Source organism: Leucobacter sp. cx-42 (assembly GCF_014529985.1).
Taxonomy (GTDB): domain Bacteria; phylum Actinomycetota; class Actinomycetes; order Actinomycetales; family Microbacteriaceae; genus Leucobacter.
Genome location: NZ_JACVMU010000001.1, coordinates 325,636 through 341,939, shown reverse-complemented (window position 1 = coordinate 341,939; position 16,304 = coordinate 325,636). Strand labels below are relative to the sequence as shown.

17 protein-coding genes are annotated in these 16,304 nt (G+C 63.3%); 12 read left to right on the top strand and 5 right to left on the bottom strand.

Features of this window, described 5'->3' with window-relative positions; genetic code table 11:
* Nucleotides 1-101 precede the first annotated feature (101 nt).
* Together ICM05_RS01580 and ICM05_RS01575 are read left to right on the top strand one after the other, a co-directional pair.
* Complete coding sequence (locus tag ICM05_RS01580; RefSeq protein ID WP_188022794.1) at nt 102-524, top strand: VOC family protein; 423 nt, start codon at nt 102-104, stop codon at nt 522-524.
* A gap of 2 nt (nt 525-526) precedes the next feature.
* Entirely contained in the window at nt 527-775 is a 249-nt protein-coding gene (locus tag ICM05_RS01575; protein ID WP_188022793.1) for a DUF4287 domain-containing protein, read from the top strand.
* On the opposite strand, the gene ICM05_RS01570 is transcribed toward ICM05_RS01575, so the two are convergent.
* From ICM05_RS01570 to fepB, 5 genes are read right to left on the bottom strand one after another with little or no spacing between them, the layout of a single operon-like run.
* Nucleotides 772-1,617: a siderophore-interacting protein gene (locus ICM05_RS01570; RefSeq protein ID WP_188022792.1), complete on the bottom strand. Its 846-nt coding sequence runs from the start codon at nt 1,615-1,617 to the stop codon at nt 772-774. The two genes, ICM05_RS01575 and ICM05_RS01570, sit on opposite strands and share 4 nt — an antisense overlap.
* 48 nt (nt 1,618-1,665) lie before the next feature.
* The gene (locus ICM05_RS01565; protein WP_188022791.1) at nt 1,666-2,493 is read right to left on the bottom strand and encodes an ABC transporter ATP-binding protein; all 828 of its coding nucleotides are present in this window, start codon (nt 2,491-2,493) and stop codon (nt 1,666-1,668) included.
* Between the two features lie 15 nt (nt 2,494-2,508).
* Nucleotides 2,509-3,555 carry an iron chelate uptake ABC transporter family permease subunit gene (locus ICM05_RS01560; protein ID WP_353055782.1) on the bottom strand — a complete coding sequence of 349 codons (1,047 nt, stop codon included), beginning with the start codon at nt 3,553-3,555 and terminating at the stop codon, nt 2,509-2,511.
* Nucleotides 3,552-4,592 (bottom strand): iron ABC transporter permease, encoded by a 1,041-nt coding sequence (locus ICM05_RS01555; protein ID WP_188022790.1) that lies wholly within the window; start codon nt 4,590-4,592, stop codon nt 3,552-3,554. The genes ICM05_RS01560 and ICM05_RS01555 overlap by 4 nt, the downstream gene beginning before the upstream one ends.
* Nucleotides 4,593-4,595: 3 nt before the next feature.
* Nucleotides 4,596-5,594: a Fe2+-enterobactin ABC transporter substrate-binding protein gene (gene fepB, locus ICM05_RS01550; RefSeq protein ID WP_188022789.1), complete on the bottom strand. Its 999-nt coding sequence runs from the start codon at nt 5,592-5,594 to the stop codon at nt 4,596-4,598.
* Between the two features lie 144 nt (nt 5,595-5,738).
* On the opposite strand from fepB, the gene ICM05_RS01545 reads away from it, so the two are divergent.
* The 10 genes from ICM05_RS01545 to ICM05_RS01495 all read left to right on the top strand — a co-directional run bounded on the left by ICM05_RS01545 (nt 5,739) and on the right by ICM05_RS01495 (nt 16,293).
* Nucleotides 5,739-7,205, top strand: a complete 1,467-nt coding sequence (locus tag ICM05_RS01545; RefSeq protein WP_188022788.1) for a helix-turn-helix domain-containing protein — start codon at nt 5,739-5,741, stop codon at nt 7,203-7,205.
* A 77-nt stretch (nt 7,206-7,282) separates the two neighbouring features.
* Nucleotides 7,283-8,428 (top strand): ABC transporter substrate-binding protein, encoded by a 1,146-nt coding sequence (locus tag ICM05_RS01540; RefSeq protein ID WP_188022787.1) that lies wholly within the window; start codon nt 7,283-7,285, stop codon nt 8,426-8,428.
* On the top strand, nt 8,409-9,518 hold the full coding sequence (locus tag ICM05_RS01535; RefSeq protein WP_188022786.1) for an iron ABC transporter permease: 1,110 nt from the start codon (nt 8,409-8,411) through the stop codon (nt 9,516-9,518). The genes ICM05_RS01540 and ICM05_RS01535 overlap by 20 nt, the downstream gene beginning before the upstream one ends.
* The gene (locus tag ICM05_RS01530; RefSeq protein WP_188022785.1) at nt 9,511-10,320 is read left to right on the top strand and encodes an ABC transporter ATP-binding protein; all 810 of its coding nucleotides are present in this window, start codon (nt 9,511-9,513) and stop codon (nt 10,318-10,320) included. Before ICM05_RS01535 ends, ICM05_RS01530 begins: the two co-directional genes overlap by 8 nt.
* Nucleotides 10,317-10,964: a hypothetical protein gene (locus tag ICM05_RS01525; protein ID WP_188022784.1), complete on the top strand. Its 648-nt coding sequence runs from the start codon at nt 10,317-10,319 to the stop codon at nt 10,962-10,964. The genes ICM05_RS01530 and ICM05_RS01525 overlap by 4 nt, the downstream gene beginning before the upstream one ends.
* Nucleotides 10,961-12,202, top strand: a complete 1,242-nt coding sequence (locus ICM05_RS12585; protein ID WP_215401717.1) for a hypothetical protein — start codon at nt 10,961-10,963, stop codon at nt 12,200-12,202. The genes ICM05_RS01525 and ICM05_RS12585 overlap by 4 nt, the downstream gene beginning before the upstream one ends.
* Nucleotides 12,203-12,632: 430 nt before the next feature.
* Nucleotides 12,633-13,469 (top strand): alpha/beta fold hydrolase, encoded by an 837-nt coding sequence (locus ICM05_RS01510; RefSeq protein ID WP_353055781.1) that lies wholly within the window; start codon nt 12,633-12,635, stop codon nt 13,467-13,469.
* A gap of 71 nt (nt 13,470-13,540) precedes the next feature.
* Nucleotides 13,541-14,296: a GTP pyrophosphokinase family protein gene (locus ICM05_RS01505; RefSeq protein WP_188022783.1), complete on the top strand. Its 756-nt coding sequence runs from the start codon at nt 13,541-13,543 to the stop codon at nt 14,294-14,296.
* The gene (locus ICM05_RS01500; protein ID WP_251364427.1) at nt 14,293-15,111 is read left to right on the top strand and encodes an aminoglycoside phosphotransferase family protein; all 819 of its coding nucleotides are present in this window, start codon (nt 14,293-14,295) and stop codon (nt 15,109-15,111) included. The genes ICM05_RS01505 and ICM05_RS01500 overlap by 4 nt, the downstream gene beginning before the upstream one ends.
* A 39-nt stretch (nt 15,112-15,150) precedes the next feature.
* On the top strand, nt 15,151-16,293 hold the full coding sequence (locus ICM05_RS01495; RefSeq protein ID WP_188022782.1) for a hypothetical protein: 1,143 nt from the start codon (nt 15,151-15,153) through the stop codon (nt 16,291-16,293).
* Nucleotides 16,294-16,304 lie beyond the last annotated feature (11 nt).

Genomic DNA, 16,304 nt, shown 5'->3' with positions numbered 1-16,304 from the left:
ACGAGTTTTGACACAAATGCTGTGTGTCTCGCAGCTTTGTGCTGCATACTGATCTGCACACGGCTCAGCGCAGCCACCTAAACAACGTCAAGGGAGACGTCATGGCGCACTCAATTGCAACCTATATTTCGCTCGATGGTGTGACCGGCGAGGCGATGCAACACTGGCACGAAGTCTTCGGCGGAGAGCTGAACATCATTCGCTACGGCGACATGCAACTGCAAGGCATGCCGTTCGAGCCGCCGGCAGACGCGGTCGCGCACGCGACTCTGACGCTGCCCGGCGGGGTGATCGCCGGGGGCGACTCAATGGATCCGGGCACGGAGTATCCGGTACGCGGCACTGCGTACTCAATGCTCTATACGACTGATACGCCCGACGAAGCGCGGGCGCTCATCGCAGGGCTCCTCGAGGGCGGCGGCGAGGCTGGTATGCCCTTCGAGAAAGCGCCGTGGGGCGACTGGTACGGCCAGGTGTTTGACCGCTACGGCGTGATGTGGTCGTTCTCGTGCGAGGAGGCCTAGCGATGGCAGTGGCTGAGCAGCCTGCAGGGGCCGAGCTGACGACGAAGGGACCGAAGTCCTACTTCCCATTTATCGAGGCCAAATATGGGAAGCCGATGTCTGAGTGGTTCGCGTTGCTCGCGCCCCATACCGGAGAGAAGCACATGGCGCAGGTTGCTGCGTTGAAAGCAGCGGGTATGGGGCACGGGCACGCAAACGCCGTGGTGCACGTGTTCCGCGCAGAACACGGTGGTGCTGGCGGGAACGTTTAGATTGCGAGCGCGAGGTCGTCGAGATCGCCGACGCTGCCGCCAGCAGCGAGCGTCTGTTCGTAGGCGGCGAGACGGAACTCGTCGATCTGGGTGTTTGTTGTCCCGCGCTTCCAGTAGCCGAAGACTGCGACGTCGCCCTTTGCGAGCCCGCGTTCCTTCCTGAAATGCGAGCGAATGGCCTTCATCTCGTCGCGCTCGCCCGCAGCCCACACGGCAACTTCTGTGGTCGCCGGAATGCTCGCAACGTGAGCGTCAAACCCACGACCTGGTGCGATCCGCGTCAGAGTGATGCCCGGAATACTGGGCAGCTCAGCGAAGGCTACTTCGTCGTCGGTGGCGACCCACCCGCGTCCACGCAGCGGCTCGCTCTCCGTGTCCTCTGCCGCAGCAGCAAGGATGGCATAGAGCGCAGGGAGCGACGTCGCGTCGGCGAATATCGCGAGCTCACGACCCTGCGACTCGGGGAACACAAAGTGCGGGCGCGGGCCGCCAAACTCGACGGTGTCTCCGATGCTGAGGCTGTCGAGCCAGCGCATCATCGGGCTCGCGCTGCCGTGACGCACGACGTCAACATCAACGGTGCGATCTTCGACGTTGAACGAGCGCACTGTGTAGACCCGGGTCTCTGAATCGAAGCGCTCGTCGAAGTAGAACCGCAGGGCGGCGTTCGGGCGCTGCCACAGGGGCTCGTCGTCAAAGTTCGGGACGGCGAGCACTACGCGGGCAAGCTGTGGGCTCACCTCGATGATTGCGCGCACGGTTGCGGTATCGAGCTGGAGCCCGCGGTTGTGATCGTCTGACTGAATTGCGGCTGACTGCTGCAGCGGTGCGGTGGACTTCATTGGATGCTCCTGTGTTGGAATACGAAACGAACGGGAAGAAAACGCGGGTCAGGCGCCCGCTGGGGTCGTGACGAGCGCACTTGCACGTCGGTCACGGGGAATCACGAGGGGCCTGCCGGTTTCCGGGTCTGGAATCACGCGGGCCTCGAGGTCAAACACCGTGTGCAGCAGCTCCGGCGTGATCGTTTCTGCTGGTGCACCGGTGGCAATGATCCGCCCCTCCCGCATGGCAATAATGTGCGTGGCATACCGTGCGGCGAGGTTGAGATCGTGCAATACGGCGACCAGGGTGCGGCCGCCAGCGTGCAACTGTGAGCAGAGATCGAGCACATCGAGCTGATGCGCGACGTCGAGGTAGGTGGTTGGCTCATCGAGCAACAACACCGGGGTGTGTTGGGCGAGTGCCATCGCGATCCAGGCGCGCTGACGTTGACCACCACTGAGCTCATCGACGAAGCGGTGAGCGTGCTCGGTCATATTGACCTCGGCGAGCGCGGCCGAAACCGCTTCCTCGTCTGAGACGCTCCACTGGCGGAGCAACGTTTGGTGCGGGTTCCGACCACGCGCGACAAGATCGCCAACGGTGAGTCCGGCGGGCGCCATTGGCGACTGCGTGAGCATGCCGATGCGGCGAGCGAGTGCTTTCGGGCGAACCGCCGCAATATCTTCACCGTGGAGTGACACGTGACCTTGGAGTGGGCGGATCATGCGAGCGAGTGACTTTAGCAGCGTTGACTTTCCGCACCCGTTTGGGCCGATGATGACCGTAAAACTGCGGTCGGGAATCGACACATCAAGGTCGGTGATGATTGGCTCGCCGGCGTAGCCGAGCGAAAGGGATGCGGCAGAGAGCGCGACGGAATCGAGAGGAATCATGAGAGTGTTTCTGGATTAGATGCGGCGGGCGAGCAGCCAGAGCAGATAGAGTCCGCCGAGCACGCTGGTGATCAAGCCGACGGGGGTGCGCATGCCGATGTTCAGGTTCTGCGTGAGGAGATCGGCTGCCACGAGCAAGAGCGATCCGATCAAGGTTGAGAGGCCGACGAAGATGCCGGGGGCGCGCGTGAGGCGGCGCGCAATCTGGCCGGCAGCAAACGCGATGAATGCGATTGGGCCCGCGGCTGCGGTGGCGAGAGCGGCAGCCAAGACCGCAACGAGCATGGCGAAGAACCGAGTGCGTTCGACACGGAGCCCCAGGCCGGCGGCCGTCTCGTCGCCCATCTCGATGAGGGTGAGGCCGCGCGCGCACACGCTCAACAGCGGGAGGCACACGCACACCGCAAGTACGGTGACGAGGGCGTGCGGCCAACCCCGACCGATGAGTGATCCGGCTCCCCACAGTTGGGCAAGGGTTGCGTCACTCACATCAGCGCGGGCGATGAGGAGCGAGGAGATTGCGCTGACAACGGCACCGACGCCAATGCCGACGAGCACCAGTCGATAGCCGCCGGTCGTGCCATTGCGACGTGACAAAGCGTAGACAATGAGTGCGGTCAAGATGCCGCCAATGATCGAGGCAACAGCGGTGGCGAACAGGCCGCCGCGGAGCACGACGATCTGGAACACTGCTGCGGTCGCCGCGCCAGCCGTGAACCCGATGATGTCGGGGGAGCCAAGCGCGTTCCGAGAGATTGATTGGAAGGTGGCGCCGCTCATCCCCAGGAGCGCGCCCACCGCTCCTGCGGTGATGACGCGGGGGAGCCTGCGACCGAACACCGAACGAGTGAGTGATGGCTTGGCATCGCCGCTGAAGAGGGTGGCGAGTTCGCCCGCAGAGAGCGGCTTGGTGCCGATCACCAGGGTTGCGGTGATGAGCAGGAGCAAGACGGCGATCGCGATGGCGCTCACCCACATGGTGCGCGGATGTATGCGAACGGAGTATCCGTTTCGACGAAGGAACGTTCCCGTCACCGGGGCGAGTGCGGTGAGGTCAGTCACAGTGCAGACACCTTTCGAGAACGGACGAGTGCGATGAAGACGGGGCCGCCGAACAGGGCGGCGGCGATACCGGTCTGCAGCTCCGCAGGAGCGACAATCCAACGGCCAAGCGTGTCTGCAACAACGAGCAACGTCGCGCCAACGAGTGTCGCGAGTGGAAGCAGAAGTCGGTGCTCATTGCCCGTTGCAAAGCGAGCGATGTGAGCGGCCCCGAGACCGATGAAGCCGATGGGGCCAACAGCAGCCGTCGCGGCGCCAGCGAGGACGACGACGGCGATGGCTGCCGCGATCCGCGCCCCGGTGACGCTGGTGCCGAGTGACGCGGCAACGTCATCTCCAAGCGCGATGGCATTGAGTGGGGCCGCGAGAAACATGGCGCAAATCACTGCGACGAGAATGAACGGCAGCACGGTGAACAAGACATCGAAGCCGCGTCCCTGGAGTGAGCCGATGGCCCAGAACCTGAAGGAGTTGAACGCGGTTTCGTCGCTGAGCATCACGACCTGCGTGAGTGAGCCGATCACAATGCTCACTGCGGTACCGGCGAGGGCGATGCGTACCGGGGTTGCTGCGCTTCCGCGCGCGGATCCCAGCGCATAGACCACCACGGCAGCGAGGGCCGCACCGATGAACGCAAACCAGAGGTAGCCCGCGGGTGCGCTCACGCCAAAGACGCTGATCGCGATGACGACGCAAAGCGCGGCGCCAGCGTTAATGCCGAGAATGCCCGGGTCAGCGAGCGGGTTTCGGGTGACCGATTGCATGAGCGCGCCAGCAAGGCCGAGCGCGGCACCGACGATGATTCCGAGGAGAATACGCGGCAGCCGTGACTGCACGACGATGAGATGTTCGCTATTGCCGGGGTCATACGACACGAGTGCCGTGAGTACCGTGCGCGCTGGGAGTGGGTGCGAGCCGACTCCGATACCGAGCACAGCGGTGGCAAGGAGCAGCGCGAGCGTGAGGGCGAACACGGCCGAAGCCCGTCGGGCAGGGGAGGCCTGCCCGACGGGAGCGGTCGCTGGTGAAAGTGCCATGGCCTACTTGGCGAAGGCGTCGACGATGAGTGCAACCGTCTGCTTGGCGCTGTAATAGTCGAGGCGGAACGACTGCGAACCCAGGCTGTACACGCGATCGTTGGCCACGGCCGCCTGGTTTGCGAGCAGCGGGTCACCCGTGAAATCAGCGACCGGGTCGCCGCCGCCCATCGCGACGATGAAGATGCTCTGAGCCTGTTCGAGGCCTGCTGCCATGTTTTCGCTGGAGAGTACGTCGACATCGCGGCCGGCCTGGCCCTCAGCGGCAAATGCGTCGTTCGCGCGCTCGTAGGTGAAACCGAGCGACGACAGGAGCTGCGCCTGCGGGCTCTCAGGCAAGAACGACCAGGCGCCCTCGGCGCCCATGTAGACGAGCGCCGTAGCGGGCTGTTCGGGGAGACTGAGCTTTGCTGCCTCGCCGGCGACCCAGCTGTCGTACTCGGCAAGACGTTCGGTCGCGTTCGTTTCGAGGCCGGTGATCTCGCCAAGCTCCGTCGTGAGGTCCTGCCAGGTGACGCTGCTGTAGTCGAGCAGCACGGTGGGAGCGATCTCCGAGAGCTGGTCGTAGGCATCGCTCGTCGCGTCGCCGCCATTCGCTGAGCCGATGATGAGATCTGGCTCAAACTGATCGATCGCGTCGATGTCGAGCGTGAGGTTGGCGTAGGCGACCTCGACACCGCGCTCGTCAGCGACGTCTGCCCACTGCGTGAAGAACCCCTTGTCGTCAGTGAGCGGGGTGACGGTTGCGGCACCCGTGGCGACGAGCGGTGCATCGATTGCGAGGAGGCTGCCCGTCAGTGACGGCGAGGTCGACACGATGCGAAGCGGAGCCTCATCAATTGTGGTGCTCCCCGCTGCGTGTTCGATGGTGCGGGGCCAGTCGCCGCTTGCGGTGTTCCCTGCGGTGGTGTCGTCGGTGGTGGTTGCCGGTGTGCCCGAGCAGCCGGCGAGGAGCAAGATAGCTCCCATCGCGGCGATGAATGTGGGCAGTCTTCTGGCCATGCTGAGTGCAGCCTTTCAAAGAAATGTACGTGATTCTGCGCGGTTCAGTTGCCCGCGATAGCATCAAAGTTAGCCTTACCTAACCTAGATCTGTTGATAGGAAACGACATCGTGTTACCCGCTCCCCAAGGGGATCCTGTTCGAATGCGTGAATCGGTGCTGTTTGTGGTGCTCGCTGGGGCGGCCCGATTCCGTACGGCTGCTGGCGAGATCGTCGTGCGTGCCGGGTGCGGAATATGGATTGCAGCCGGTGACGTGCTTGCGATTCGAGTTGGGCGTGGAGACGTGGTGCTCCCGGTGCCTGCCGTGGGAATGGGGGCGACGTCCGGGGCGCGCGTGACCGTGGAGCAGCGGATCCTGCCAGAGCTCGTGCGTGCGTTCGGCGGCTCGCTTGGGTATCTCGACGCGTCGCCATCTCCCGTTGAAGTGCACGGTGCTGACGATTTGGCCATACCCGAACTCGTGTGGCCGTCATCGCGGGACCTCCGGGCATGTGCCGAGGTGCTTGCGGCGCGCCCGGAGCTTGACGTCGCTGAGTGGCTCGCGCGCTCCGGATTGGGGTGGAGTCAGCGCAATGTACAGAGAAATTTCCTCGCTGAGACCGGCATGACATTGGCTGGCTGGCTACGTCGCTCACGGGTGGTGGCCGCTGCGAAGCTCATTCAGGAGGGGCGTTCCCTCGGATGGGTGGCACACCACGTCGGCTATCAGAGCGTTGCTGGGTTTATTCGTGCATTCACGCGTGAGGTGGGTGCGACGCCGGGGCGCTGGCGCGAAGCAATGCTGAGTGGTGAGTCGCGGGTTCATGAGGCGCGTGTGGTCTTGCCACGTGTGGTGCGCGGGCACGCGCAGGGTACCTGGGTGCGAGCGAACGGAGCTCACGTTGCCGTCTGGGCGGCGGTTGGCGGATCGCGGCTGATGGTGTGCGGTCGGAGTATTGACCTGGCCGAGGGGCAGGCGGCGGTGATCCCTGCTGGAATGCCAAACTCGCTGGAGATTCCACCAGGATCTATGGTGCTTCCGGTTGGGTTCCGATCGGGCGCGGCAGGCGGGGTGGGTGAACCACTCGTTCCCGCGCAGTTGGGGGACATTTCGGATGTTCGCGTGCTGTCGATGATGCTTGCCGCCTACACCGCCGTTGGCGCCGTCGGGGTTGACGCAGAACAGGGGTTTCGCGAAGTGCTTGCCGGCGCCACCGTGGCCGAGGTGACCGCGGGAGACGCGGTGCTCGCGCGCTTCGCCAGTATGAGCGCGCGCTCGCCGCATCTGACCAACCTGGAGCTCTCGGGTCGTTTGGGGTTGGATGAGCGCATGCTGCAGCGTGCGGTGGGTGAGCGTGCCGGGGTCTCGCTGGCGGTGTTGCGCCGACTGCTGCGCATGACCGGCGCAAGGCACATGCTCGGTTCTGGAGCGAAGCCATCTGAGGTCTCACGTGAGGTGGGGTATGCGCATCTGCCTGCCTTTACGCGTGCATTTCGGGCTGTCCACGGTGCCCCTCCCGCTGAACTTGAGGTGCAAGACCTGCGGTTTGCACGATCGGTGTGGGGACAACGTGCGCAATGGAATCCAGAGTGGGGCAACGGTGGGCAGAAGGCTCGTTATGTTAGCTAATCTGATGTTAGTTAGGCAAACCTTACTAACGTCAGATATGGTTACGACGTTCATAGTTTCGCCACCGAAAGGCACGAATGTCCTCCCTGTCCAGAACCCACTCGTTCTCCGCCAAGCTCCGACGCACTGGACTTGGCGCGCTCGCAACCGTGAGTGCTGTCACGCTCCTGCTCACCGGGTGCACCTCGGAATCTGCAAGCGAAGCGAAGTCGAAATCTGCTGACAGCGGCATCGTTCTGACAGATCAGCGAGGCGAGACTGTCGAACTTCCGGCAAATGTCGAGAAGGTGGCGTTCACGGTGATGCCAGCGCCGTCGATCTTTGCAGCGGTAGACCGCTCGTACGATCGCATCGTTGGCATCAACGAGTCGACGCTGCAGGCGAACCAGGGCGGCATGTTTGCCACGATGTTCCCTGAGTCATCGAGCACGACCACGGTTGCTGGCGCAGACTTCGTACCGAACGTTGAGACACTGCTCACGTTGCAGCCCGACGTCGTCGTGCAGTGGGGCGATCGTGGTGACGACGTCATCGCACCGATCGAGAACGCCGGCATCCCGGTCGTTGGCCTGAAGTACGGCACGCAGGAGGACCTCGAGACCTGGCTCACGCTCTTCTCAGAGATTGCGGGTAAGCCAGAGCGAGGCGAAGCACTCGTTGCCTGGCAGCACGAGCAGATCGCTGACATGCAGGAGCAGGTTGCCGCGCAGAAGTCTGAGCGTCCGCGCGCAATCATGCTCTCCGCAGCGGCAGACAGCTACTCGGCGACGACCGGCAGCGGCTACGACGGCTTCCAGTTTGACCTCGTCGGTGCTGACCTCGTCTCGCAGGACTTCGTCTCGGATACCGGACAGGTGAGCCCGGAGCAGATCCTCGAATGGAACCCCGAGGTCATCTTCCTCAGTGCGTTCGACGAGTCGACCCCCGAGCAGATCATGGCCGACTCGCGCCTCGCATCAGTCCAGGCGGTGAAGGATGGCCGCGTGTACAAGACCCCGCTCGGTGGCTACCGTTGGCAGGTTCCCGGCTCGGAGTCGCCGCTCATGTGGGAGTGGATGTTCCACCTGCTCTACCCGGAGGCGGGCAACGTTGACCTGCGCGAAGACACGATCGACGCGTTTGATGACCTCTTCGCGTATGACCTCTCGGAGGACGAGCTCGATGGCGTCCTGCGCTTCGACGACAACGTGTCGGGTGCGAACTATGACCAGTTCCGCCGCTAACTCGGCAGCTGTGACGGGCGGTGCCGGCGCGACCGGCACTGCCGCAGCGCCGGTGCCTGCTGCCCGTCGCGTGATCCGCCCCGGCTCGGTCATTGCTGCGCTCGCGGTGCTGCTCGTGCTCGCGGTACTGGTGTCGCTCTCGGTCGGCCGCTTCGCGGTGCCGGTGACGGACACCGCCCGCATTCTGCTCGGAAGTTTCCTCCCGGTCGATCAGACCTGGACCGATCAGCAGGGCACCGTTGTGCTCGACGTGCGTCTACCGCGCGTCTTGCTCGGGGCACTCGTCGGTGCGGGGCTGGCGCTGAGCGGCGCCGCGATGCAGGCGGTCTTCCGTAACCCGCTCGCGAGCGCGCAGGTGTTGGGTGTCTCATCCGGCGCTTCGCTCGGCGGGGTGCTCATGATTCTCGCAGGGCTCGGCGGTGCCTACCTCGTCGGCGGCGCATTCGTCGGAGGGCTCGTTGCGCTGGTCCTCGTACTGCTCATCGCGCGGGTGACTCCCGGGTCGCCGCTCCTCATGGTGATCCTCGCTGGCACGGTCATCGGCGCGATGTTTAACGCCTTTGTCTCGATGCTCACGTACGTCGCTGATCCGAACGGTGAGCTGCCGTCGATCGTGTTCTGGCTGATGGGCTCGCTCGCGACCGCGAGCTACGCGAAGCTCGTCCTTGCCGCGTTCCCGATCGTGATTGCTGGTGCTGTGATCCTCGCGCTGCGCTGGCGCGTCAACCTGCTTTCGATGGGCGACGAAGATGCGCGGGCTTTGGGCGCGGATCCTGCACGCACCCGCATGGTCCTCCTGGTCGCAGTGGCACTCATTACCGCGGGAGCGGTCGCCGTCACCGGTGTGATCGGCTGGGTTGGCCTCGTCGTGCCGCACTTGGTTCGCATGCTCATCGGAGTCGATAACCGCTTTGTGCTCCCCGCGAGCGCATTGCTCGGCGCCAGCTACCTCGTGCTCATCGATACGCTCTCGCGCACTATCACCACCGCCGAGATTCCCATTGGCATTCTCACGGCAATCATCGGTGCCCCGTTCTTCGTGGGGCTCCTTATAAAGAATGGAAAGCGAATGTGGGGCGGCAATGATTAGGGCAACCGGGCTCGGGTACCGCTATGGGCGCTCAGCTGACTGGACGTTCCGCGACGTCAACGTCACCATCCCCGCCGGTGAAATTCTGGCGGTGCTTGGGCCGAACGCGCGCGGCAAAACCACGCTCGTCTCGACGCTCGCAGGACTGCGGGTTCCCGCCGCTGGCGACGTCGAGCGCGAGGGCCATGTCGGATTCGTCCCGCAAAGCCACGCGAGCGCCTTCGCCTTTCCCGTGCGCGAGGTCGTACTCATGGGACGCGCGCGTCACGTGCGTGCAATGTCTACCCCTGGTAAGCATGACCGGGAGATTGCAGACGCTGCCCTGGAGCGCATCGGCATCTCACATTTGGCGGATCGCAGCTACCCGCGCTTGAGCGGCGGTGAGCGGCAGCTTGTCTTGATTGCGCGTGCGCTCGCTTCTGAGTGCAGCAGCATGGTGCTCGATGAGCCAGCGTCTGCGCTCGACCTGCGCAACCAAGGACGCGTCCTGAGCGTGCTTCGGTCGCTCGCCGATGAGGGCATGGCCATTGTGATGACCACGCACCACCCTGACCATGCGTTCCATATCGCGGAACGCTCACTCCTCATCGTGGGCCCAGATGACGTGCGCGTCGGTGCCACGGGGGAGCTGCTCACCGAAGATCTGCTGTCTGAGCTGTACGGGCTCGGCATGCAGACCGCTGACGTGATGACCCCGAGTGCGTTGCGGCGCCTCATTGTTCCAGACTTTGGCCCGGCCGTTCCCGCGGCATGGTCTGCCGCGGTGCGATCCGCGCCCACAGAAGAAGGAGTGCGAGTGTGATTATTCGCGCAGTAATGCACGAGACGCCGCCGCTGCCCGCTGCCGCGTCTGACGAGCCGGTGGCGCTTGACGTGTACCGGCTGCCTGAGACCGATCTCAGCGAGGTGACCGGCATCATCATCGCGGGCGACGCCGATCAGGTGTTTCTCGCCGAGCAACAGCAATTACTCGATGGCTTCGTAGAGCGTGGCGGGCGTGTGCTCGTGAACGGGCACGTGCAGCGGCCGTTCCTGACGGGACTCGCGACCTGGTGCAAGCTCGCGTTCGCTGGGCCGCGCGACCTGCGGCTCACTCGGCTGAACGACCATCCGGTGTGGGAAGGTGCCGACCCTGACCTGTTCCTCTTTAGCACCGGCGAGCCCGGGCCGCAGTCGCTCGAGCGGCTGCGAGAGATCGGCGTCGCTGGATTCTACGGCCGCGGCTACCCCGCCTGGCTGCCCGAGCACGCCATGATCATTCACGGCCTGGGTGAGCTCCTGGCGCCAATTGACTATGAGTATCCGCTCGGTGCCGGTCGCGTGCTCGTGCACTGCGGCAACGACCTGACTCACTTCATTTCGGCGGATCGCGGTACCGCACACATGGGAGCACAGCTTACCGCATGGCTCCGCGCGGCAGACGAGCAGAAAGAGACTGCAGCATGACCCGGCGTATCGCCTTCGTTCACGGCGGATCGCACGCTCAGCTTGCGACGCTCGCCGATCCTGCGCTCGGCATCTACAACCTGATTCCGGTACACATTCGGGATCTCGCGCGTGAGCTCGGCGACGAGGTACTCCGGGCCCGTAATGCCAAGGCAGGGGAGTCCGCTGTGGACGTGCTGTCTGGCGCAGACGCGATCCTCGTGAGCGACCGCCTGCGTCAGGATCTGCTTGCTGCGGCTGGTCCCGCGCTGCTCGAACGATTTGCGGCGGGCGTTCCCGGCGTCGTGCTCGGGGAAAACCGCGTCGGTACGTGGTTCCCGCAGTTTGTCGAACACGAGCGACCCACCATCTTCTGGTGGTGGCGCACGGGGGAGCCGCACCGCAAGCGTCGCGTAGCGCTTGACCATCCCGCGCAGCGACACTTCTCTGACCGCTCGGTCATTTGGCACTCGCACGGCGTGCTCGAGCTTCCTACTGACGCGACGAGTCTCGTTGACTTGGATCACGTCGACGGCAGCATTGACGGCTCGATCCTTGCGGTGTGGGAGCCCGCCGACGGCGCGCGTGTGCTGGTCAGCACGATGGACCCCGTCTACCACCATGGCTCAGGGTTCATGCCCGGTGCGACGCAGCTGCTCTATCGATCGTTGGCGTGGTTGGCGGATGAGGTTGCCGCGGGAGACGCTGCGAACGAATCGACCGCACCCGGGCAGGGGGAGGCAAGCCGGGAGATCACGCTGTGGGAAAACGGTCTCGCCCACACGTTTACGTTTGCTGACTGCATGCGGTACCACGGCTCGGAGTTCCCCGGTGGCGTTGCGCACGCGTTTGCTGCCCTGGGCCGCGCGATTCCCGCGCTCGAAGCGCGACTCGAATCTGGTCGTGTGGATCGCCGAGCTTTGCGGATCCGCACCCCGTTCGGTGGCCCCGGTGCGCGCGATGCATTCGAACTCATGACGCGATCCGTGACCGGCGACCGATACGAGATCGTCTCTGAACTCGCTCGGCCAGAGCGGGGAAACACCCTGCAGCGGTACGTGTTCGAGTTCAGTGTCGGCGAGGTGACAGTGACGAGCGTGATTCGTGACAGCGATATCGTCGTGCCCGAGTTCATCGAACTCACCGCGCGTCCAGGGAAGGGCGACGAAGAACTCGCACGACTCGAGGTGCTGAAACGTGAGATGCGTGACCGAATTCTCGGGCTTCCCCCGGAAGGGGTGTACGACCTCGAAGACTGAGTGCAGGCATGGCGCCCCGTGAGTTGGAGCCGTCTCGGTACGACCGCTACTGATGACACGCCGCCGGAATGCGGTCTAGCGCGCCAGATTGATGTGCGCGCATGGAAAAACACGGGAGGCCGTGACACATGCTCCAGCCTCCCGTGCTTTCCCAGAATCTGTACCTAAGATAGTGGGTTGGGTGGGGCCGTTGCGGCTCCGGATCACGGCTGGGGAGCCGCGGTCCATTGCGAAGGTGAGTCCTGTGTGGCGCATTCTGCGTGACGCGATCTGACGCCAGTTTTGAGCGCGCAGATGGCAGTTATCCGCAGGGTTCACCTTCGCCCGCTGTTGCCTGATTCGCGCCACGGGTCGCCGAATTTTTTGATCGTTGAAGAAACGATACCTCGTCCATTTACTACTTTTCAGGATCACCGGGTAGCGTGGAACGGTGATCGAGAAGCTCTCAAGCCCCATTCGTTCCACCCTCATCTCTGGCGATCAGGACTCTGCTACCGCCACTGACGCGTCGGGTGGGCCGCGCCACCGAATCGTTTTTCTGCACGGGCTCTTTGGCCGCGGCAAGAACTTCACGAAGGTAGCTCAGGCGCTCGCGCCGAATGCTGACAGCCTGCTCATTGATCTCCCGAACCACGGCGCTTCTGGCTGGACCGAACACTTTGTATTCGAAGAAATGGCCGATCTTGTCGCTGCCCACATTCTCGAGAACTTCCCAGGTGAAGGTCCCGTTGACCTTATCGGCCATTCCATGGGCGGCAAGGTTGCGATGGTGCTCGCGCTTCGTCATCCGGGGCTCATCCGTCGCCTCGTGATCATTGACATTTCGCCCGTCGGCAGGGGCGCGGATCGCGGCAACTTCCGTCACCTCTTCGATTCGCTCCTGAAAATCGACCTGGCAACGCTTCCCGATCGTCGTCACGCAGAAAAGATGCTTGAGGAATCGATTGAGTCGGCATCGGTGCGATCCTTCCTGCTCCAGAACCTGAAGCGCACCGACGACGGTTTCGCTTGGCAGCCAAACCTGGAGTTGCTCAGCAATGAGCTGCCGACGATCATGGACTTCCCTGACATGACTGGTCGCCAGTTCCGCGGACCGGTGCTGTGGATGCGCGGTGAGAAGTCGAGCTACGTCACTGACGAGGATCTGCCGGCAATGCGTGAGCTTTTCCCACGAGTGCTTCGCGTCACCGTACGTGATGCGGGCCACTGGGTGCACTCGGAGCAGCCTGACGCGGTCATTGCATCGCTCACTCGCTTCCTGCTGTAATTATTTTCGCTCGCAGCTGACTCACCGTAACTTCCGGGTGCGATGTCAGTGGTCGGTTGTAGCCTGACCTCATGAACGAACACACGCTTCCATCGGGCAGTGAGTCGCTTGCGCTCCCCACCGATCTTGTCGGTGATGAGATTTCTATCTCGCCGAGTGAGCTGCGGAGTCTGGGTGACCGTTTCCAAAAGTTCCACCTCGAGTACCGCTTTGCGTTGCAAGAGGTCGAAACGAAGCTCGACATTCTTCGCGAAGAGTTTCTGCACATGCACGAGTACCACCCGATCGAGCACGTCTCGAGTCGTGTGAAGAGCATTGATAGCCTGCTCGCCAAGGTCGAACGTCGCGGTATCAGCCCCGATATTGACACCATTCGTCGCGAGGTTCGTGACATTGCAGGCGTGCGAGTGACCTGTGCGTTCCGCCGTGACGTGTACAAGCTGTTTGATCTGCTGACCCAGCAAGACGACGTGACGGTGCTCGAGGTTGAGGACTACATCGTTGATCCGAAGCCAAACGGCTATAAGAGCCTGCACGCGATCATCTCGGTGCCGGTGTTCCTCTCCAGCGGCCGCGTTGATGTTCCCGTTGAGGTGCAGTTCCGCACGATTGCGATGGACTTCTGGGCGAGCCTTGAGCACAAGATCTATTACAAGTATCAGCGCCACGTGCCAGACGGTCTGATCGACGAGTTGCGAAGCGCAGCAGTCACTGCATCTGAGCTCGACGAACGAATGGAACGCCTGCATACAACGCTGCACGGTGTGCCGACGGAGACCACCCCGATCCGATTGCCAGACCCCGACCAGCGTGAGTATCTTGCATGAACACCTCTCCTATGAACGAACCTGACATGGCGAACGATGCCGCGGTCGGCGTGCACCTGCCAGGCGGTTCTGGCGGAGTATGGAAGATCGTGACCGCATCTGGCGAGGTGCGCGTGCATCGGCCAACCGGGGCATGGACTCCTGCGGTGCACGAACTCCTCCGCCATCTCCATGCGCGCAATGTTGTCGGTGTTCCGCAGCTCTTTGGTATTGATGCTGACGGACGTGAGGTGCTTGAGTTTCTGCCAGGCAACTCGGTCGACCCTGACGGTCAGCCCGTGTCTGACAAGGTACTTGCTGAGGCTGCTGCGTGGCTTCGTACCTTTCACGATGCCGTTATTGACTTCACTCCGACCAGCGACGTCTGGCGTCCAGGTACGCGCGCGCTTGAACCGGGTGAAATTATCTGCCACAACGATCCAGGGCTGACGAACTGGGTGGTCACCGGCGATGAGTTCAGCGGAATGATCGATTGGGACCGCGCGGCCCCTGGCCGGCCAATTGATGATGTTGCGTTCCTCTGTTGGAGTGCTATTCCGCTGATGCGTGAAGCACCGGTTGTAGACGTCGCACGCCGAATCGAGCTCGTTGCACGCTCATACGGGGGCATCGATCCGCTCAATTTGCTCGACGCGGTGAGTGATCGCATGGAACTCATTAGCGAGCGCTGGCGTGCCGGAATTGCGGCGGAGGATCCCGGAACGATCGCCCTGCGTGACTCAGGAATCATGGCAAAGCACGAAGCTCGAGTGACTGGGTTTAACGCCAGAAAACCGGGAATTCGTGAGGAGCTATCCCAGCGTTTACCCGCCTGACCGTCAGCGTTTGTTCAGCAGTATGAGTAATCTTGAAGTGTGAGTAAGGATCCGCTCGAAGAACTGTTTGGCCTGTTGGATGAAGCCGCTGAGGCTGACGCGCAGGCAAATCAGCCCGTTTCTGCACGCGAACGACTTTCGCAAGAACAGTCGGTGCGCACGCACGAACGGCAGCCAGATATTCCCCGTGCAGACGCACAGCCGAAGCAGAAGCGACGCTCGAAGCGCGGCGCTGCAGCACTGATCGCCCAGGCCCAGACCGAGGCGCCCACTGCGGCATTGCCGACCCCAGCGCCCGCTGCGCCGACGACGCCAATTGCGCGCACTGCGCCAGCTGCAGCTCCCACCGCTGCAGCTGCAGCTCCGACAGCCCCGCTGCCGACGCAGGCTGCTCGCACAGCTGCTGCGCCGGCACCTGCGGCGCCCACTGTGCCGCTCTCGACTTCAGCGGCAGCTGCTGCACCGACCGCACCGATTCGTTCGTCAGCTCCCGCAGCACCCGCAGCGGCAGCGCCTCGGGTGCGCCCCGCGGCTGCACCTCGTGTGGCGGCGCCGGCACCTGCTGCTCCCGCTCCGGCATACGCACGAAACGGTGGCAATGGTGGGAGCGCTGGCGCCAGCACCCCCACCATTGACGAAAAGCCGCAGGATGCGCGTGCGAAGTTCATGCCATGGGTAGTCGTTGGAGTGGTCGCGCTCGTTGCGATCATCGGTGCGACCTTCTTGATTGGTGGCCTGCGCGGCGGTGCCGAAGAGGTAGCGCCCGCCCCCGTTGAGAAGGTCGAGCCCGTAGCTCCGACCCCCGAGACGAACGTCACTGAGGAAGAGACGCCTGAAGAGGTTGTCGAAGAGCCGAAGACTGATGAGGCGCCCACCGTCGAGGTTGGCGCGACCTACCCGATTCCCGTTCCCCAGTGGAACGCGAGCTTCGATCTTTCTGATCGTCTCGGCTCATCGTGCGGCTACAACATCGAAGGTGAAAACCTTGTGATGTGTACTGACCTTGTTGAATCGTTCCCGGAGAGCTGCTCTGCGCTCCGCACCGGCTGGGGCATCACTCGCCTCGCCGATGGCAAGTTCGAGCTGCTCCGTCCCGAGGGAACCTGTGACGACGCAAAGGCGCTCTACGACAACGTATGGGGTCTGATGCAGGCAGCTGCCGACAGCATGAAGACTGCATAACCACTCAGTAC